The organism is Photobacterium sp. DNB22_13_2 (assembly GCF_052873915.1).
Genome location: NZ_JBNNXU010000016.1, coordinates 24,651 through 42,433, shown reverse-complemented (window position 1 = coordinate 42,433; position 17,783 = coordinate 24,651). Strand labels below are relative to the sequence as shown.

The window sequence follows — 17,783 nt, the reverse complement described above, 5'->3', positions numbered from 1 at the left end:
AGTGCTAACAAAATGAAGATATGGTGAGCCTAGGAATGGCTCATCATTACTCGCTGAACACTTTCAAAGGATAGAAAATGACGAACAACCGTACATCTCGTATTGGAACATTATTATTGGCCATCGCTTTTGCCGCTGTGTTAGCCGTAACCGTGATGATCTTTGGGGCTCGTTTGGGTTTGTGGGATCCCATTGTTGGCTTTAGCTACATTCGAAACTACCTCAACCCTATCGGGCTCTCTTTACTCGCTTTAAGTACTCTCGGGCTCATCTACCAATGGGTTACTCGTAATCGCACTGGGGCGATCAAATCTCTAGTTGCTGCATTCATAGGGCTTGGCCTCATCGCGCCAATGATCCATGGCATGATACACCCCGTGAAACGTGGACCTGCAATTCATGACATTACAACCGATACCACAAACCCACCTGAATTTTTTGTGCTGGATGAGACGCGTGCAGGTGCCAAAAACTCTCTGATTTATGCAGGAGAGGAAGTCGCTGTAATACAGAAAAAATTGTACCCGCACATTCAACCTATTCAGTCGAACCTTTCTGCTGGAGATGCGTACGCAAAAGCCCTGGATGTTGCGCAGAACAAAGGTTGGGACATTGTTGCAGTGTCCCAAGAGGCATTATGCTTTGAAGCAACCGCTCAAACCACCTTCTTTGGCTTTATGGACGACGTGGTCGTTAAAGTCACCCCGATAAACAACGAAAGCCGCGTAGATATTCGTAGTGTGTCTCGAATCGGGCGCAGTGACAAAGGTGTCAATGCCACTAGAATTGTAGAGTTCACCGAAAGTTTTAACCAGTAAGCCGTTTTAGTCACGATACCGACATTTTTTAAAGGATGAAATAGATATGAACCTAAAAAGTATGACCAAATTCATTGTTACATCTAGCTTAATTGTTGCTCCTTCATTCCTCTTCGCAGCAGAGCCAAATGTACCTACAGAGCCGCCGTATATTGTCCTAAGTGATAACTTGGATGAACCAAACGGCTATGGATTCTGCATTGACACATATGGCCCAGGCCAATCAGAATTAATGCAAACCCACACTTGTAAACCTAAAGCCCCTGAAGGTTCCCCTCGCAACTATTCTGGGCATGATGTGAGATTTGAGTACGATAGTAAAACCAACAAAATTCAATCTTATGCGTTTGAGGGGCTGTGTATGCAGGGCCTTTTAGCGAAAGGTAAAAGCGAGCTGGCGTTACTCGAGTGTAGTGATGCAAAACACCAAGATTTTGTTTATAAAGAAGATCAAACCTTTAGGCTTAAAGCTGATACAAGCTACTGTTTGGCTGTTACATCGGAAACTCAAGAAGCAGGCCCGTGGGTGAAACGACCTCTTGAATTGGCTCAGTGTGACGAAGCAGAAGAGATCCTTATGAAGTGGACCGTTGTATCAATGTAAAGTAAATGCTTTATTAAGCGTCCTTAATTTTGAACAAAGCTAGAAAGCGTTGATCATTTAGCCTTAGGCTCCAAGATTAATCTTAAAGGTAGACCTCAATTAAAGCGGCTAATTCGGTGTTGCCCAAAACGTCGCTTCAAGCCCGTATCCTAAAGTCAGTCGCTGCAAATGGGGTCAGGTTTACCCTCATTATTCAGAACCTATACGATGCGGTGAGATTGGATTTAAACTCGCCCCAAAAAACACTAAGTTAAGCTGTTCTTAACCAGACATTACATAGGTTTGACTACCCTTAACATAAAGCCAGCATTACCATTCCTCCGCTCTATCTATCGCTCAACGATAGAGCCAAACCCAAAACTATAAAGAAATATTCCGTCAACCAGCCTGGCGGGGAGGAAATCATGCTCAATGAAGTAGCCGAACTATCACGGATACAGTTTGCCTCTACGGCACTGTTCCACTTTATCTTCGTACCCTTAACGATAGGGTTAGTCGTGTTGATCGCGGTAATGGAAACGATGTATGTCATTACTGATCAGCAAATATACAAAGACATGACAAAATTCTGGGGGAAGTTATTTGGTATTAACTTCGCTATCGGTGTCGCCACCGGCCTCACTATGGAATTTCAGTTCGGGACGAACTGGTCGTATTATTCCCACTATGTCGGGGATATATTCGGTGCACCACTTGCTATCGAAGCACTCGTTGCCTTTTTCTTGGAATCAACCCTTGTGGGTCTATTCTTCTTTGGTTGGGATCGCCTTTCAAAGCGCCAGCACTTAGCCATAACTTGGCTAACGGCCTTGGGCTCGAACTTCTCGGGGCTATGGATTTTGATGGCCAATGGCTGGATGCAAAACCCTGTGGGTGCCGAGTTCAACTTTGAAACCATGCGAATGGAAATGACCGATTTTGCCGCTGTGGTCTTTAACCCTGTAACCCAAGTGAAGTTCCTTCACACAGTTGCCGGCGGTTACACCACAGGTGCCATGTTTGTTATGGCCATCAGTGCCTACTACCTATTGAAGCGGAGAGATATCACCTTCGCTCGTCGCTCATTTGCGGTTGCGGCAGCGTTTGGTCTTAGCGCGATCCTAGGTACATTACTACTGGGTGATGAGTCAGGCTACGAGCTTGGTGATGTTCAACAAGTTAAACTTGCCGCTATCGAAGCCGAATGGCATACCGAAGAGGCCCCCGCGTCCTTCACCCTATTTGGGTTCCCCAACCAAGAAACCATGGAAACAGACTACGCCATTAAGCTCCCCTATGTCATGGGTATCATTGCAACCCGTTCGCTTGACGAACAAGTGATGGGTATTGATGATCTGATGAAAATGAGCGAGGCAAGGATCCGCAATGGTATGATTGCCTATGGTCTGCTGGAGAAACTGCGAAGCGATTACCATACTGAAGCCGACATCCAAGCCTTCGATGACGTCAAAAAAGACTTGGGCTACGGTTTGCTATTGAAGTCGTACACCAACTCTGTCGTTGACGCAACGGAAGCCCAAATTCAACAAGCAACCAAAGACACCATTCCACAAGTTGCCCCGCTATTCTGGAGCTTTAGAATTATGGTCGGTTGCGGCATGCTAATGGCGCTGTTGTTTGTCTTAGCGACTTGGTATAGCTGCCGTGAATCACTCACTCAAAAAAGATGGTTACTCAAACTGTCTCTTATCTCGATGCCGCTGCCATGGATTGCAAGCCAAGCCGGTTGGATTGTCGCCGAATATGGCCGTCAACCTTGGGCTGTTGGTGAAATTCTGCCGGTTAATATGGCAGCCTCCCAACTAGAACCCGGTCAAATCATACTGTCTATCGTCATGGTTTACGTTTTGTACACCTTATTCCTAGTCATTGAAACATTCCTCATGGTCCGCTACGCCAAACTTGGGCCAAGTGCTATCAAGACAGGTCGTTACCACTTCGAGACCCAGTCCAAAGACAAAGCGCTAACTTCAGTTACTAGCCATTAAGGAATGATATTATGTTTGATTACGAAACACTGCGTTGCATGGCTTGGATAATAATTGGCCTCTTGCTTATTGGCTTTGCCATTACGGATGGCTTCGATATGGGAGTCAGCGTCCTACTACCGATACTGGGCAAAAGTGACACGGATCGCCGAATCATGATCAACTCAGTTGCCCCCCATTGGGATGGCAATCAGGTGTGGTTGGTCACCGCTGGCGGTGCTATTTTTGCGGTTTGGCCTTTAGTCTACGCGGTATCTTTTTCCGGGTTTTACTTCGCAATGTTATTAGCACTGGCGGCCCTGTGGTTACGCCCGCTTGGCTTTGACTACCGTTCAAAAATTGATAGCCCAATCTGGCGTGAGGTTTGTGATAAAGCCCTATGTGTAGGAGGCTTGGTACCGACAATCATCTTTGGTGTTGCCTTCGGTAATATTTTGCAAGGCGTTCCTTTTGAGCTGGATGACTTGTTGATCACAACGTACAAAGGCAGCTTCTTCGGGCTATTAAACCCCTTTGCACTGCTGTGTGGCTTGGTCAGCCTGTGTATGATTTTGACCCAAGGGGCGACATGGCTTCAGCTTAAAACCCGAGGCTCTCTGCATAAAAGGGCCTGTGTCATTAGTGAGTTGTCTTCAATTGCGACAGCCGTACTCTTTGCGCTGGCTGGAATATGGGCATACAACCTTGATGGCTATATGATCACAAGTCACCTTGTAGCGGATGCTGCTGCTAACCCTCTAAATAAACAGGTCAGTATCGTCGCACACGGGTTATTTAGGAATTTCAATCACTACCCTGTTCTATGGGCCATCCCTGCATTGGCTGTCATTGCCCCGGTTATAACCGCAATTTCAGCGAAAAACCAAAAGGACGGTAGCGCTTTTCTGATGTCGAGTTTGACGGTTACCAGCATCATACTGACTGCAGGTATTGCGTTATTCCCATTCATCATTCCATCAAGCCTACACCCAGCTCAAAGCCTCACAATATGGGATGCGACATCCAGTGAGAAAACGCTCGGTATTGTTACATTGATCTCTCTTATCATGGTACCAATTATCCTGGCCTACACCTTGTGGTGTTACCGCAAAATGTTTGGCCGGTTGGATAAACAATATATTGAGAACAACAAATCAAGTTTGTATTAAGGGGAACTTATCATGTGGTATTTGATCTGGATTATAGGCTTAGCGGTTGCCAGTTATTTTGGTATCAAAAATGGTTTTCGCATGGAACGCAATGAGCGTCATTGGAAAGATAATCAAGCCAAGAAATAAGTGAAAACATTACTCGTACAGTGTGTTGATGGTGTATGAGTTTGGTATTCATTTAGCACTAAAAACTCGCTATAACAGGCGAGTTTTTTATTTGTCCTGAAGATAGAAAACCTAGCTATATCAGCACTGTTAATACGCTCTACATATTAAGACGATGTTAACCAAGCATTAAATACAATCAAATATACTTAAATCCTCATATCTCTTATCTTACCTCCACGCTTTGACCAGCATCAATAAAAACATATTTATTGTATGCCTATACAAAGCCATTTTGACTAAAAGGTATACGCTATGAAATTTAAACTGAAAACACTTCTTGTTGCGACAGGTATATCCATCGCATCAAGCATGTCTTACGCTATTCCCCTTAAACCAGTCGACACTGACTTCACCCTCCAACTTCTTGGCTCTGGCGGTCCAATTACTGATGATGTTCGTGCTTCTTCCGGTGAAGTGATTTGGTGGAAAGGTAAATCGAAGATCCTCATTGATGCTGGTGCCGGCGTGTATTTACGCTTTGGCCAATCAGGCTCACGCATGGAAGAATTAGACTTCCTGGGTGTTACCCACTTCCATACTGACCATGTTACCGACCTACCCGCCTTGCTCAAAGGTGGTTACTTCTTTGATCGCTCTTCAACGTTGGCGATAGCTGGCCCAACAGGCCACCAGCCATTTCCAAGCCTAACCGATTACATGGATGCACAATTCAATCATGACTCTGGGGCATATGCCTACCTCAACGGGATCTACGATGGCAGTGATGGCTTGTTCCCCGTATCCATTCAAGATGTCGATTATTCAAAAGAAACATCAACGAAAGTATACCAAGATGACGGCCTGACCGTTTACGCCAAAGGGATCCCTCACGGTGATGTACCCACTGTCGCCTACCGTATCGAATCCGACACAGATGTCATGGTGATCTCTGCCGACCAAAACGGTACCGATAAGAGCTTTATCGATTTCGCCAAAGGTGCCGACTTGCTGGTGATGCCAATGGCCATCGATGAAAAAGCTGACGCAATCTCAGCATTTATGCATGCCACCCCTTCAGCTGTTGGCAAAATCGCTCAAGCGGTGAACCCCAAAATGTTGGTGCTTAACCACTGGATGGGTCGAGGCTTAGCATTAAAAGACGAAGACATCGAGATTGTTAAAAAATACTACAGCGGTCCAGTGTACGCAGGTCGCGATCTATCAAGTTACCCAATGAGTGCAATTACGGAGCAAAGCAATGAACAATAAAATCGCCCTTTCTATCGCAATGACATCTGTGCTGGCTTTAAATACTGCCGCTGTGCAAGCTTCTCCTCAAGATGGTGCTAGTGATGCAAATAAGCCCGTCGTTAGCGCACCAAGCAGTAATAACGGTGGTAAGTGCGCCAGTGGGAAATGTGGTACTGAAAAAATCTTCGCTAAAGTTGAGCTTAACTCAGACCCACAGAACAAACTCGTTCGCGCACGCGATGGAAAATGCGGTCTATCCGGACAAGGTTTAGTGCCAGCGAAAGCCAGTGTCGCTCAACCAGGCAAGTGTGCAGGTGGACTATGCGGACAATAACGACTTTTTCAAAAGGGATTGGTCTTCGCAACGAGCATATGGATGTTCTCTGCCAACAGCCAAACCATAATGGAATTGATTTTCTCGAATTGGCACCGGAAAACTGGATGAATATCGGTGGCATTAAACAGCAAGCACTTGAGTGTATCGCAGAAAAATACCCTTTAGTTGCACATGGGTTGAGCTTATCTATCGGTGACGCACAACCGCTGAATGTCGATTTCATTAAGCAAGTTGGTGCTTTTCTAGACCGCTACAATATTGATATCTATAGTGAACATTTAAGTTTTTCTCGCGACCAGAACGGCTATCTCTACGATCTGCTGCCGATACCAAGACACGAAGAGAACCTGATGTATTTATCCGATCGCATAAACGCAGTGCAGGATATTTTACAGCGTCCTTTGGTACTGGAAAATATATCTTATTACTACAACTATCCGAATGAGATGCCTGAAGCAGAGTTTTTTTCCTTGTTAGTTGAAAAAACAAACTGTGAGTTATTACTCGATATTAACAACGCTTATGTTAATGCTGCCAATCATCACTATGATGCTTTAGAGATGATTAAGGGGCTACCATCTGAGGCTATTTGCTATTTTCATATTGCAGGACACCTTAAGCAAGATGACAACTCTTTACTGGATACCCACGGAAAAGAAGTCACCGACAGTGTCATCAATCTTGCAAAAAACGTTATTGATTATCACGGACCAAGAGCACTCTTATTAGAGAGAGATCATTTTGTCCCCTCTCTTGACGAGCTAACGCAAGAACTAGGCAGCATTCATCACTGTGCAATGGCTTTAATTAGCCAGTAACACTGAGGTAAAAAGGGAGCAATATGCACCGTCCCCCGAATAATATGAAAGCATTAATGCAGATCTTTGCCGATGGTGTGCGTCAGATAAGCACACCTGATGTAAAAAGCATTTCGCAATACCATGACTTGATAAAAAGTAATATCAGCAGCGTGATCAGCCAAACTTTTCCTTTATTCAGTAAATATGCTTCGGAAACTGAACTAAAAGTATGGTGCCGTGACTTCTTACTAAATAGCCATGCATTAGAGCCAGAGTTTCACCATATTGCCACTGAGTTTGTTCGATTCATGCAGTCAGGTAATCATACGCTCACTCCGCATCTCATTGCTTTACTGGAATATGAATGGGTTATCTTCAATGCAGAAATAAATACTGAGGTTGTTCCTGTCACGAAGCTCGCAGTTTCAAATATTACATCAGAAACCATGCTTTCAAACTGTGACATTGAGATAAACCCGACGCTGCAGCTTATTGAAGTTCCGTTTCTCGTTGCAAACAATGATATTAAATTTATCAATGAGCATGAATTATTGGTCGCATATGCTGTTTATAGAAATTCGTCGCACCAAGTTCTGTCTCAACCATTGAATATGATCGACAGACTGATACTGGCAGCACTTTGCCAACATCAACGACTTTCTTTTGATTATCTGTGCTCTGAGTTAAGTATCAACATATCAACCGAACAGATTATTAATTGGATTCAGCACTTCCATCAAACAGAGCTAATTAGAGCTAACGCCACTGAAAAATAGCGAAATCCTAATAACACTCTTAATAAATTATCAGGAGATCTACCATGATCCGAAAAATCACAGCCTTCTTTGATGGCATCTTTGAAAAATGTAAACGCTTTGACTTTATTGCCCTGCTAGGTGCCCGTCTATTCTTATTGCCAGTGATCTATGAAGGTGCGCATTCAAAAGTAATGGGGTTCAGCGGCACCGTCGAGTTTTTCGCCTCATCAAAAGCGGAAGGTGGCTTAAATTTACCCTTTCCTGAGTTATTAGCCTTCTTAGCCACTGCAACGGAAGTCTCTGGTTTGATTTGTATCGCGCTAGGGCTATTTACTCGCATAATATCCATTCCAATGATGGTTGTAATGACGGTAGCGAGTGCCATGGTGCACTTGAGTCATGGCTGGTTGGCAATTGCTTCTAACGACATGGAATCAGCAGTTCGCTTTAACCATTTCATTGTGTGGTTAGCTGAAAACTTCCCTGGTCGATACAACTACATCACAGAGCTTGGTGACCCGGTGATTCTTAACAATGGTATGGAGTTCTCAATCACTTACTTCGTGATGCTGCTAGTTCTGTTCTTCTTTGGTGGTGGCCGTTATGTCAGTGCAGACTACTGGCTGCACAAAGCCATCAATAAAAAGTAACACCATAAAAAAGATAATAAAAATACAGTCAGCATAAAAAGGAAGCCGTTGTATACCAACGGCTTTTGTGTAGGTGATAAAAATCGTACAGCCAGGAAACAAAACCAAAGTGAAACTCAACATCTACTGATAGAAGAGACAATCCATTAATGCCACTTCATTTATAATGAATTATTTTATGGAATTCATAAGTTATTTTGATACCAGTTTAGTATCCAGACTAAGTCTCTTTCTACCGAAGTCAGTAAAGGATGTTATTGAATTAATCAGTATATCGTTAATTTTTCCAACATGTTCAATAAATTTAAATGTCCGTAATTTGACTAACATCAATTATCTAAGTTGGGCCTTTATTAACTGAAGTATATTACTTATCAATAACCTAATACCAAGCCTTTTTGTTTCACAACAGTAAACAAAATGAGCACGCAAACACTGCAAAGGTGTTAATTTATTGAGCCTCCCACCTGTAATCATCATTCCTGCGTTAATTTCACGTTAATAAATAACTCTATCGATGTTGTTTGTTTGTCTAGGTGGTGGCTTTTGTTAGCATTTAGTTTAAGTGCGAAAAAATAAAATATGTAATAACTTTTTAGTCTCATCAAAGACGACTTAAATCACACTTTATATTTCTACTAACAGTAATATCACCCTCGAAAAATAACTAACAAGGTAGACACCTATGAGTAATCGCTCACCTATTAAAGTAGTTGCAATAACAACTATTATAGCGATGGCTGTAATATTCATTGCACAAGTTGTTATAGGCACAAAGTCCATATCAATTGGTGAAATAAATATTGCTATATTGCCGATGCTATTTGCAGTATCAATCGGCATGATTATTTCTTTGAATCCGGTACGAAATAAAATTAGCGCGTGGGGAAAAACGTTTACAGAAGAGGAAGAATCATTTTCATCGAAAATGGTTGGCTTCTGTTTATTGGTTCTAGGAACACAATATGCGGGAATGATAATTCCGAACCTCGACATCATTATTGATGCAGGTATTCCACTTATCTTCCAAGAACTTGGCAACCTACTGCCAATTTTGATCGCTATCCCGCTGGCTGTTAAGTTTGGCATGGGACGCGAAGCTATCGGTGCCTGTTCATCGATCAGCCGTGAACCGTCAATTGCGGTTATTCAGGGTAAATATGGTACAGGCACCAAAGAATATATTGGCGTACTGGCAATTTATCTGTGTGGTTCTGTCATCGGTACTTTGTGGTTCAGTGTTCTGGGTAGTGTTGGTCCACTAACAGGTATTCACCCTCTTGCTCTTGCAGCAGGTACCGGTGTCGGCAGTGGCTCTATGCTTAGTGCGGCATCTGGCTCTTTAGTAAGTAGCCTATCACCAGAGATGGCCCAGCAAGCATTGAGTATTGCAGCGGCATCTAACCTTCTTTCATCTGTATTAGGGGCACTATCGCTAACATTCATCGGTATCCCACTAGCAGAATTCGTTTACAAAATTTGTCAGAAAAAAGAGGTCAACAATGCAATCGGTGCTTAATGATATGAAGTTTGTGTTCTTGGCACTTTTGCTAGCCATGTTCACACAAACACTAACGTCTGGAATCAACTTCTTTAATATGTGGGATAGCTTCATCGCAATGTCGATTGTTGTGTTCCTATCACTGGTTGCAAAGAACTACATCAAGTCGCCATTACCAACTTTTGCTTATGCGACTATCATCGGTATTCTAATTTGTTTACCTGAGACTGGCGTTAGAACCTTTTTCTTAGATTCAATCGGTAAGGTTCAGTTCTTGTCTTGTACAGTACCTCTTCTGGCCTTCGCTGGTTTGTCTGTTGGCGGAAAGATGGAAGAGCTGAAAAAACTATCGTGGAAAGTCATTGTACTGTTCCTTGTTGTTTCAACTAGCTGTTTCCTTGGTGCATCACTTATTGCACAGTTCGGCTTCTCTATCAAAGGTATTATCTAATGCTGTCACGGTTTAACATTGATAATAAGCTACTTGAACTATCGTCATTCAGCATCAATGCTCGCCAAGAGCTACATAAGATCCCTGAGCTATCTGGTCAAGAATTCAAGACGTCGGCATTCTGTCAAAAAATCATGAATGAATGTGGTTATTCAATTACGATTTATGAAGGCTATACCGGTTTTATTGCTGACTTGATCGTTGATGACTCTTTCAAGATGGTCGCATTCCGTGCAGACATGGATGCCCTTGAAATGGATGACCTAACCGAGAATGAATTTACCTCACAGCACGCAGGTAAAGCGCATAACTGTGGCCACGATGTACATATGGCAACAGCACTAACAGCAGCAAAATATCTGTCATCCTACACCACTGAGTTGAAGCACAACGTGCGATTTATCTTCCAGATGGCTGAAGAAGATATGCGTGTCGATGGCGCAAACAAAATGGTCGAGCTTGGCTGTATGGACGGCGTAAGCGAAGTCTATGCCTTGCACAACGACGCCGCTCAAGAGTGTGGCTCTGTTAGCATCAACAACGGGATCATGTCATCTTACGGTAGTGCCTGGACCTTAGATATCGAAGGCAAATCCGCGCACGGCTCAACCCCGCATAAAGGGCTTGATGCCATTCGTGAAGGTGCACGTATTGTCGAAGATATGGACTACATTGTTGCCAAGCAAACCAATCCGTTTTCACCTGCTGTTTTTGTCTGCGGTATGTTCAATGGCGGCACAGTACCTAATGCAGTAGCAGCTAATGTGCAAGCTCGCGGTACCATTCGCTCTATGGACAGTGAGACAGATGAAGTGCTGCGCAATAGCTTTGAATCTATCGTGGCTCAAAGTGAGTTACGCGGATTCAATACCACAATGACTTACTGTGGTTATCCTGCAATTATCAACCACTCTGATGCTTACCAGCGTGTGATTAAAGCTGCTGGTGAGGCTGTGCCTGCTGATATGATGAATATCAACGGCTCTCCAATGACAGGTAGTGAAGACTTCAGCTACATGGTCAATGCAACAGCAGATAAGCGCGGCGCTTTCTTCTTCTTGGGCTCAGGAAACAAAGAGAAAGGGATTTGTAACTACCTTCACGCGAACCCTTACTATGTTGATGAGCATGCACCGCTTGTTGGCGCACAAATTTTCATCAATCTTGCGACTAGCTAGTCGATGACCATTTCGCCATAACTATTTAGTAAAAACCATTTAGTAAAATTAAAGGTCTGGCGTAACAGCGCCGGACCTGCTTATTTAAGTACCAGCAACATCTCCCCCGACTCATACCACCAGCCCCCATCATAAAAAATCGCGATAACAATTTAAGACAATGCGACGGTAAATGTATCTAGCCAACACGTAGAGTGGTATAAAAGTACGATCGTTCTTATTTATACCCTATGTCGACATAGCCAATAAGGAAATACTCATGGCGCACGCAGAACTACAACAAGGTATAGAAGTGCTCACCACGCCATCTCTTGATAGCACTTTTACTCTTGCGAATGGCACAACCATTAAAAATCGCCTGTTCAAATCGGCAATGAGTGAGCAGTTAGGCGACACTCGCCATAACCCGAAGCCGGGTTTAGCGACGCTATACCGCCGCTGGGCTCAAGGTGGGATTGGGCTGTCGGTAACCGGTAATATTATGGTTGCTCGTGATGCGCTCGGTGAGCCTAAGAATGTCGTCTTGGATGAACAGAGTGATTTAACCATATTCAAACAATGGGCTGAGGCTGGCGGGCAAAACGGCTCTCACATCTGGCCTCAACTTAACCACCCAGGAAAACAAATTCCTAGCTTTTTGTCCAAAGAGCCCGTTGCTCCATCTGCGATCGCTTTATCAAGAGGACTTGAGAAAGGTTTCAATACACCAAGAGCGCTGACCGAAGATGAAATCCTTGTCATCATTCAAAAATTTGCCACTAGCGCTCAATTAGCAAAACAAGCTGGTTTTACTGGGGTACAAATTCACGGTGCACATGGTTATTTGGTTAGCCAATTCTTATCTCCTCGACATAACCAACGCGATGACCAATGGGGTGGCAGCCTTGCTAACCGTATGCGTTTTGTTCTCGAGGTTTATAAGGCTATTCGTGAAAAGGTGGGCAATGACTTCCCTATTGGCATCAAGCTAAACAGTGCCGATTTCATGAAAGGCGGTTTTTCTGAAGAAGACTCAATGCAAGTTGTACAATCACTCGCTGACGCTGGTATTAATTTGATTGAAATCTCAGGCGGCACCTATGAAAGCCCTTCCATGATGGGCAGTAAAAAAGGCATTAAAGCAGAAAATAAAGCCAAAGAGAGCACGATAAAGCGTGAAGCCTATTTCCTCGAATATATGGAAAAAGTACGCAAACTCGTGAATACACCGTTAGTCGTCACTGGCGGTTTTCGAAGTGCACCAGCCATGGCAGAAGCTCTTGAGAGCGGAGCAACAGACTTCATCGGTTTGGCACGAACCACTGCTGTCGATGCAGAATTCCCCAATAAACTGTTGACGGACAATCAATACAGTATGCCGCTTACCAATCCGACAACAGGTAACAAATCCATGGACAGCTTAGGCATGCTCAGTATTACTTGGTATGAGCAGCAATTGTGGCGCATGGCGAAAGGAAACGATCCAAAACCCAATTTGAATGCTTGGGGCGTTGTATTCAAGACGTTGGCAAGCGCAGGTATATACGCCTTTAGAAAGCGCCGAGCTTAGGACATTATTGGAAGAACAGCACTTTATACCAATAACATTATTTACTAAGTGTTATTGGTATTAGTTTGCCTTTTGCCTGCGTAGCATCAGCATATAGCCAATACTGGCACACAGGACGATAGTTGCTGGTAATAACATTGCGACCATGCCCACAACGTTAAGCATCTTGGTACCAACAAATGCACCGGCGCTAAAAGCAACCAGAATACTTCCCTGCATGACGAGCTGCGGTAAGTTCAAGGCTCGTCGGCTAATCATATGCCCCAATGCCGCCCCTAAATCAGAAACGATTCCGGTAAGGTGGGTAGTTCGGATAACTGATCCACTGTAAGTGGCAATCATTGCATTCTGAAGACCACAAGCAAATGACGCGAGTAATTCACCGGTCATTTTGTGGTGATAGAAATAGTATGTAGCGGCAAACAGCACCACAGCTTCGATAAACAAAGCAGTGCCATAGCTGCGTCCCAGCCTGAGTGCTTCGTTATGAATAATCATCCCAGATGTTACGGCACCTAAAAAGAAACAGCCGACAATGCTCAAGAGATAAACCGATGCATGATGGTTCTCAACCGTCAGTGCGCTCATCGCTTGGGTAATTGTACCGGTAACATGCGAAACGGCATTATTGGTAAACGTCAGCAAAGCCATAGCGTTAAGTGCACCAGCACTAAATGCAAGCATAATAGCGCCCAGCAATATCCAGGACGGAATACGAGTGACCATAAGTTAAACCAAGCGAAGTAAGAAAAACTGAAGCGCGGAATTCTAGCACAAAACAGATGTTATGGCATGACATACGATAAGGTTTTTTCAAACACCTTGATTTCCGCATTCCCCCTTTGTTATAAGCGACTATCTAAACTGTTCTGGCAATTACGCCTAACATGAAACGAACGATCAGGAAAATATGACTTCTGAGCATCCACCGAAGAAACAAACAGCCTATAGAAAGCAGTCGGCACCAAAGCCTGCCGGTCCTAAACCTGCTCAAAAGGTTGAAGACGTCTACGAGTACGCTATCTGGTGGCTAAACCAACGCAGTTATTCAGTCGCGAAGCTCAAAGAAAAGCTACCTCGAAAAACAACGAATACCGAGTGGATAAATCAAGTCATCAACCGTTTGCTTGAATTAGGTTTCCTTTGCGATCAACGCTATGCCGAAACCTATGTCAATTCTCGTTGCCGCTCTTATGGTCCTGCAAAGTTGGCTCAAAAGCTTAAACTACAGGGTGTCAGCCAAGCCGATATAGATAACGCCTTACTGACCATCGATGAATCTGGGCAAGATGAGCTGATAAATCGGGTCATCAATAAATATGCCGGTAAAAAGAGTGCCAAAGATATTAGCTTACGCTTACGCCAAGAGGGGGTCAGTGCTTCAAGAGTACAAGAAATACTGGCTCAGTCGCTTGATAGCGAGCATGAGTTGCAGCTGGCAGAAAGGCTGATAAATAAACACCAAAATAAAATGGGAAGAACTGGCCTTATCCAAAAGCTGCGTAGTGAAGGGATCAGTCAAGAGTGCATCGATCAACTGTTATTCAATGAAGAAGTCGAAGAAGACGGTGTGAGTGACGATCAACGTAAAGCGTTGGAGTTTCTTAACAAAAAGTATAAATCCCCTATTACCGACTTCGCCGATAAGAAGAAAGCGACGGCATTCTTGGTACGAAAAGGATTTAGCTTTGCTGATGCTAATTATGCACTTGAGCATCATTTAGAGTAAATAATTAGGGGCGTAATCCACGCTAAGCGTTAATTCTCGCCCCTTCAACTGCAATTTACAGAGGTCTTCTTACTAGAGATAAAATAGCTGCTCTTGAGTGACGCCATCGTCTCCGAAGCTGATTAACCCTGCCCCGACAATGTCACCGAGCTGCCACTTACACCAAGCCTTATCGCCATCAACCATCACTTCTGTGATTTCCATTGTATCTCCATACTTTTTAAGCTCAGCGATATAGTCAAGAAGATCAGATTTTTGATGAACGGCACCATCTTTATCAAGAAGCATGTATTCTGATGTCACATTTGCAGCAATCACGTTTGCATCCAAACTTGAAAAGCCATTGGCATAACCAGCTAACTTATCTTGTGCTGACATGATCCTATCCTCTCTCGGTCTAGGGAAAGCAAATCTCACTTCCAGTATAATACTTCCCACCAGTGAAGCCCGTAACACTAAGACGGGGATTTGTTATCTGCTACAGCGGTAAATATTGACCGAGAGCGATAAAGAAAGGTACCCGAGTAAAACATTAAACGGGAAAGTGATACCCAGAACAGACTGTTCCTCTTCAGTGCTGACAGTTGTTCACCAGCGACGAGTCACCTATCCGAAGGACTCGATCCCGATGTGAGCGAATTCATGTCCAATGATCTTGTCGCCATTGCCGAGGCCAATCACCAGTAATGTAGCCATCATTCATTCAGTGCTATCACGGCTAGGCGTTTCCATTTTATCCGCTCATACACTCGCCTTTGGTGAAATATACGGAGTAAAAAGATCCATGTCGAAGGGTTACCCATCCAATCAACATGGCCTTTTTCATGGAAAAAAGCGGAAAACCTATCTCCCATAGCCCAGGTTTTTCTTAGCTATGTTAAAACAGAAGGAAGGGAGGTAATGAAAAAAGCCATGCAGTTTTAACTCAAACCTCATCGGTAGCCTCTCTTATAACTGAGCCTACAGCCCAGCAGGAACGATTCTATTATTAACCCTAAAGTGATAGAAAGAAGCCACTGGGAGTTTCCAATGCTACATCAACTTATCCTAGTCGTGATGGCACCCATTTTTTGGGCGCAAGGGAAGCATGTTCGTAAGTCAATTCCGTGCCTCAAAGAAGCAGAGGGGCCACGCCTAGGACAAAGTAAGAAAGCAGTCAATACGCAAGGGAAGAGAGTTTCAATCAAAAGGCCGCTTCGGATATTGCTGCTTGGGGATTCTGCGGCTGCCGGCGTGGGTGCAGAGCATCAATCACAAGCGCTATCAGGCCAGCTCATTTCGGCCCTGCAACATCAATTTCATGTGGAGTGGCAACTGATCGCTAAGACAGGCTTTACCACGAAACAAGTGCTGCAATCGGCTCTCTTACACCCCAAACAAATGTATGACGTCGTTGTTGTATCAGCCGGCGTCAATGATGTCACCAAGCCCACCAGCGCCGCAAAGTGGATTAAGCAACAGCAGATGCTCACCAATACGTTACGTAGTCACTTTTCATGCCAGCACATTATTCTCAATGAAATCCCGCCAATGGAAGTGTTTCCAGCCCTTCCCCATCCTCTTCGCTGGTATTTAGGCAGCAAAGCAAAAGCTTTTAATAAAAGGCTGTCCAAATGGGTAAATACGCAACCTGATTGCGAAATTGTCAATATAGGGGGACCACTGGATGTTGTGCATATGGCCACCGATGGTTTTCACCCTGGGCCCCAGATATACCAACAATGGGGGCAAGCTGTAGCAAAACTCATCGAGGCGAAATGGTCTCCATAGCGACTCATCAAGGATCACCAACCTTTGACCCACCTAACATCTTTCTAGTCGCAATCCCGCTACACTCCGCGCAATTAATTCCTATAGCACATATTCAACGTGTAGAATTATGGCAACCATTAAAGATGTCGCCCAATTAGCGGGTGTATCCACCGCGACAGTATCACGCGTGATTAACCGCTCGGCTTATGTTGAGCCAGTAACTCTGGAAAGGGTTGAGAAAGCAATTAAAAGCTTGAATTACCAACGTGATGCAAGAGCAACCGCCTTAGCCAGTCGCTCCAACAATACCCTTGGCCTACTAACCGGTAATCTTGCCGATCCTTTCTTCGCCCTTATCGCTAAGCACGTAGAAGAAGTGGCCCGTCAAAATGGCTGCCAACTGGTTGTGGTCAGTGGGGGTCATAACGCTCAGCGGGAAAAAGAGGGCTTGGACTTTCTGATTAGCCAAGGCTGTGAAGCCATGGTGGTTCATTCCAAAATGCTCGACGATAACACCCTGCTCAGGTACAGCGCACAGCTACCAGCGATGGTCTTGCTCAACCGTAGCATACCGCAAATTGCCAATCGTTCGGTGTGGGTCGATAACCGCAAGGGAGCCTCCGAGTCTGTCCGCTATTTAATTACTCAGGGCCACCGCAAGATAGCCTGCGTCACCAGTGATTTACCCATAGAAGATAGAACCGACCGATTAGAGGGCTATCGCGATGCTATGCAGCAAGCCAACATTGCCATTCAGCCCAACTGGATCATAAATCAAAACTTCAGCGAGCATGGCGGCGAATTAGCTGGTGAGCAGCTAGTCACACAGTGTCCGGAAGTGACTGCCGTTGTCACTTTCAATGATGTGATGGCTGCAGGTTTGATGGCAAGCCTTCATTCGCAGGGGCTGCACGTCCCTAATGATATTTCGATTGTCGGCTTCGATGATGTATTGCTCGCCCGCTACCTCTACCCTCGCCTATCAACTATGCACAACCCGATTGACGAGATGTCGACGCATGCAGCTAATTTGGCCTTGAAGCTCAAAGCGACAGGATTAAATCCCCCTAGCGAACACCAATTTGAGGCAACGTTGGTTGAGCGGCAAACGGTTGCAAGCCCAAGAAAGTCCCATTTCGCCTAAAAACTGTGAAGTAA

Annotated in this window: 20 protein-coding genes; 17 read left to right on the top strand and 3 right to left on the bottom strand. The window is 44.4% G+C overall.

Annotated features, from left to right (window positions below):
• Nucleotides 1-77 precede the first annotated feature (77 nt).
• From ACVA58_RS20000 to ACVA58_RS19955, 10 genes are all read left to right on the top strand, one after another.
• Nucleotides 78-818 (top strand): DUF1499 domain-containing protein, encoded by a 741-nt coding sequence (locus ACVA58_RS20000; protein WP_446512130.1) that lies wholly within the window; start codon nucleotides 78-80, stop codon nucleotides 816-818.
• Between the two features lie 46 nt (nucleotides 819-864).
• Nucleotides 865-1,422, top strand: coding sequence for a ricin-type beta-trefoil lectin domain protein (locus tag ACVA58_RS19995; protein ID WP_446512129.1), 558 nt, complete (start codon nucleotides 865-867; stop codon nucleotides 1,420-1,422).
• Nucleotides 1,423-1,826: 404 nt separating this feature from the next.
• On the top strand, nucleotides 1,827-3,410 hold the full coding sequence (locus ACVA58_RS19990; protein ID WP_446512128.1) for a cytochrome ubiquinol oxidase subunit I: 1,584 nt from the start codon (nucleotides 1,827-1,829) through the stop codon (nucleotides 3,408-3,410).
• Nucleotides 3,411-3,421: 11 nt separating this feature from the next.
• Complete coding sequence (gene cydB, locus ACVA58_RS19985; protein ID WP_446512127.1) at nucleotides 3,422-4,558, top strand: cytochrome d ubiquinol oxidase subunit II; 1,137 nt, start codon at nucleotides 3,422-3,424, stop codon at nucleotides 4,556-4,558.
• A gap of 12 nt (nucleotides 4,559-4,570) precedes the next feature.
• Nucleotides 4,571-4,687, top strand: coding sequence for a cytochrome bd oxidase small subunit, CydX/CbdX family (locus ACVA58_RS19980; RefSeq protein ID WP_446512126.1), 117 nt, complete (start codon nucleotides 4,571-4,573; stop codon nucleotides 4,685-4,687).
• A gap of 294 nt (nucleotides 4,688-4,981) precedes the next feature.
• Nucleotides 4,982-5,938: an MBL fold metallo-hydrolase gene (locus ACVA58_RS19975; RefSeq protein WP_446512125.1), complete on the top strand. Its 957-nt coding sequence runs from the start codon at nucleotides 4,982-4,984 to the stop codon at nucleotides 5,936-5,938.
• Nucleotides 5,928-6,254: a hypothetical protein gene (locus tag ACVA58_RS19970; RefSeq protein WP_446512124.1), complete on the top strand. Its 327-nt coding sequence runs from the start codon at nucleotides 5,928-5,930 to the stop codon at nucleotides 6,252-6,254. Before ACVA58_RS19975 ends, ACVA58_RS19970 begins: the two co-directional genes overlap by 11 nt.
• Nucleotides 6,242-7,075 carry a DUF692 domain-containing protein gene (locus ACVA58_RS19965; RefSeq protein WP_446512123.1) on the top strand — a complete coding sequence of 278 codons (834 nt, stop codon included), beginning with the start codon at nucleotides 6,242-6,244 and terminating at the stop codon, nucleotides 7,073-7,075. Before ACVA58_RS19970 ends, ACVA58_RS19965 begins: the two co-directional genes overlap by 13 nt.
• A 23-nt stretch (nucleotides 7,076-7,098) precedes the next feature.
• Nucleotides 7,099-7,833, top strand: a complete 735-nt coding sequence (locus ACVA58_RS19960; protein ID WP_446512122.1) for an HvfC/BufC family peptide modification chaperone — start codon at nucleotides 7,099-7,101, stop codon at nucleotides 7,831-7,833.
• A 44-nt stretch (nucleotides 7,834-7,877) separates the two neighbouring features.
• The gene (locus tag ACVA58_RS19955; protein WP_446512121.1) at nucleotides 7,878-8,465 is read left to right on the top strand and encodes an HvfX family Cu-binding RiPP maturation protein; all 588 of its coding nucleotides are present in this window, start codon (nucleotides 7,878-7,880) and stop codon (nucleotides 8,463-8,465) included.
• Nucleotides 8,466-9,092: 627 nt separating this feature from the next.
• On the opposite strand, the gene ACVA58_RS19950 is transcribed toward ACVA58_RS19955, so the two are convergent.
• On the bottom strand, nucleotides 9,093-9,308 hold the full coding sequence (locus ACVA58_RS19950) for a hypothetical protein (RefSeq protein ID WP_446512206.1): 216 nt from the start codon (nucleotides 9,306-9,308) through the stop codon (nucleotides 9,093-9,095).
• Between ACVA58_RS19950 and ACVA58_RS19945 the strand changes: the two genes are divergently transcribed.
• From ACVA58_RS19945 to ACVA58_RS19930, 4 genes are all read left to right on the top strand, one after another.
• Nucleotides 9,202-9,984, top strand: a complete 783-nt coding sequence (locus tag ACVA58_RS19945) for a DUF3100 domain-containing protein (RefSeq protein ID WP_446512198.1) — start codon at nucleotides 9,202-9,204, stop codon at nucleotides 9,982-9,984. The genes ACVA58_RS19950 and ACVA58_RS19945 overlap by 107 nt on opposite strands.
• A complete protein-coding gene (locus ACVA58_RS19940; RefSeq protein WP_446512120.1) occupies nucleotides 9,968-10,417 on the top strand; it encodes a hypothetical protein in 450 nt (149 codons plus the stop codon). Before ACVA58_RS19945 ends, ACVA58_RS19940 begins: the two co-directional genes overlap by 17 nt.
• Nucleotides 10,417-11,595: a M20 metallopeptidase family protein gene (locus tag ACVA58_RS19935; RefSeq protein WP_446512119.1), complete on the top strand. Its 1,179-nt coding sequence runs from the start codon at nucleotides 10,417-10,419 to the stop codon at nucleotides 11,593-11,595. The genes ACVA58_RS19940 and ACVA58_RS19935 overlap by 1 nt, the downstream gene beginning before the upstream one ends.
• A gap of 259 nt (nucleotides 11,596-11,854) precedes the next feature.
• Entirely contained in the window at nucleotides 11,855-13,144 is a 1,290-nt protein-coding gene (locus tag ACVA58_RS19930; RefSeq protein ID WP_446512118.1) for an NADH:flavin oxidoreductase/NADH oxidase family protein, read from the top strand.
• 60 nt (nucleotides 13,145-13,204) lie between these two features.
• Here the strand turns inward: ACVA58_RS19930 and ACVA58_RS19925 are convergent, their stop codons facing one another.
• Nucleotides 13,205-13,870: a YoaK family protein gene (locus ACVA58_RS19925; RefSeq protein ID WP_446512117.1), complete on the bottom strand. Its 666-nt coding sequence runs from the start codon at nucleotides 13,868-13,870 to the stop codon at nucleotides 13,205-13,207.
• A gap of 184 nt (nucleotides 13,871-14,054) precedes the next feature.
• On the opposite strand from ACVA58_RS19925, the gene ACVA58_RS19920 reads away from it, so the two are divergent.
• A complete protein-coding gene (locus ACVA58_RS19920; protein WP_446512116.1) occupies nucleotides 14,055-14,873 on the top strand; it encodes a RecX family transcriptional regulator in 819 nt (272 codons plus the stop codon).
• A gap of 72 nt (nucleotides 14,874-14,945) precedes the next feature.
• Here ACVA58_RS19920 and ACVA58_RS19915 read toward each other — a convergent pair whose 3' ends face one another.
• Nucleotides 14,946-15,251 carry a hypothetical protein gene (locus ACVA58_RS19915; RefSeq protein WP_446512115.1) on the bottom strand — a complete coding sequence of 102 codons (306 nt, stop codon included), beginning with the start codon at nucleotides 15,249-15,251 and terminating at the stop codon, nucleotides 14,946-14,948.
• A gap of 651 nt (nucleotides 15,252-15,902) precedes the next feature.
• On the opposite strand from ACVA58_RS19915, the gene ACVA58_RS19910 reads away from it, so the two are divergent.
• Together ACVA58_RS19910 and ACVA58_RS19905 are read left to right on the top strand one after the other, a co-directional pair.
• Nucleotides 15,903-16,643: an SGNH/GDSL hydrolase family protein gene (locus ACVA58_RS19910; protein WP_446512114.1), complete on the top strand. Its 741-nt coding sequence runs from the start codon at nucleotides 15,903-15,905 to the stop codon at nucleotides 16,641-16,643.
• Between the two features lie 109 nt (nucleotides 16,644-16,752).
• On the top strand, nucleotides 16,753-17,769 hold the full coding sequence (locus tag ACVA58_RS19905; RefSeq protein ID WP_446512113.1) for a LacI family DNA-binding transcriptional regulator: 1,017 nt from the start codon (nucleotides 16,753-16,755) through the stop codon (nucleotides 17,767-17,769).
• Nucleotides 17,770-17,783: the final 14 nt, after the last annotated feature.

Coding starts and splice junctions, on each gene's coding strand:
- ACVA58_RS20000 (WP_446512130.1), top strand. CDS start 78: ATGACGAACAACCGTACATCTCGTATTGGAACATTATTATTGGCCATC.
- ACVA58_RS19995 (WP_446512129.1), top strand. CDS start 865: ATGAACCTAAAAAGTATGACCAAATTCATTGTTACATCTAGCTTAATT.
- ACVA58_RS19990 (WP_446512128.1), top strand. CDS start 1,827: ATGCTCAATGAAGTAGCCGAACTATCACGGATACAGTTTGCCTCTACG.
- cydB (WP_446512127.1), top strand. CDS start 3,422: ATGTTTGATTACGAAACACTGCGTTGCATGGCTTGGATAATAATTGGC.
- ACVA58_RS19980 (WP_446512126.1), top strand. CDS start 4,571: ATGTGGTATTTGATCTGGATTATAGGCTTAGCGGTTGCCAGTTATTTT.
- ACVA58_RS19975 (WP_446512125.1), top strand. CDS start 4,982: ATGAAATTTAAACTGAAAACACTTCTTGTTGCGACAGGTATATCCATC.
- ACVA58_RS19970 (WP_446512124.1), top strand. CDS start 5,928: ATGAACAATAAAATCGCCCTTTCTATCGCAATGACATCTGTGCTGGCT.
- ACVA58_RS19965 (WP_446512123.1), top strand. CDS start 6,242: ATGCGGACAATAACGACTTTTTCAAAAGGGATTGGTCTTCGCAACGAG.
- ACVA58_RS19960 (WP_446512122.1), top strand. CDS start 7,099: ATGCACCGTCCCCCGAATAATATGAAAGCATTAATGCAGATCTTTGCC.
- ACVA58_RS19955 (WP_446512121.1), top strand. CDS start 7,878: ATGATCCGAAAAATCACAGCCTTCTTTGATGGCATCTTTGAAAAATGT.
- ACVA58_RS19945 (WP_446512198.1), top strand. CDS start 9,202: ATGGCTGTAATATTCATTGCACAAGTTGTTATAGGCACAAAGTCCATA.
- ACVA58_RS19950 (WP_446512206.1), bottom strand. CDS start 9,308: ATGCCGATTGATACTGCAAATAGCATCGGCAATATAGCAATATTTATT.
- ACVA58_RS19940 (WP_446512120.1), top strand. CDS start 9,968: ATGCAATCGGTGCTTAATGATATGAAGTTTGTGTTCTTGGCACTTTTG.
- ACVA58_RS19935 (WP_446512119.1), top strand. CDS start 10,417: ATGCTGTCACGGTTTAACATTGATAATAAGCTACTTGAACTATCGTCA.
- ACVA58_RS19930 (WP_446512118.1), top strand. CDS start 11,855: ATGGCGCACGCAGAACTACAACAAGGTATAGAAGTGCTCACCACGCCA.
- ACVA58_RS19925 (WP_446512117.1), bottom strand. CDS start 13,870: ATGGTCACTCGTATTCCGTCCTGGATATTGCTGGGCGCTATTATGCTT.
- ACVA58_RS19920 (WP_446512116.1), top strand. CDS start 14,055: ATGACTTCTGAGCATCCACCGAAGAAACAAACAGCCTATAGAAAGCAG.
- ACVA58_RS19915 (WP_446512115.1), bottom strand. CDS start 15,251: ATGTCAGCACAAGATAAGTTAGCTGGTTATGCCAATGGCTTTTCAAGT.
- ACVA58_RS19910 (WP_446512114.1), top strand. CDS start 15,903: ATGCTACATCAACTTATCCTAGTCGTGATGGCACCCATTTTTTGGGCG.
- ACVA58_RS19905 (WP_446512113.1), top strand. CDS start 16,753: ATGGCAACCATTAAAGATGTCGCCCAATTAGCGGGTGTATCCACCGCG.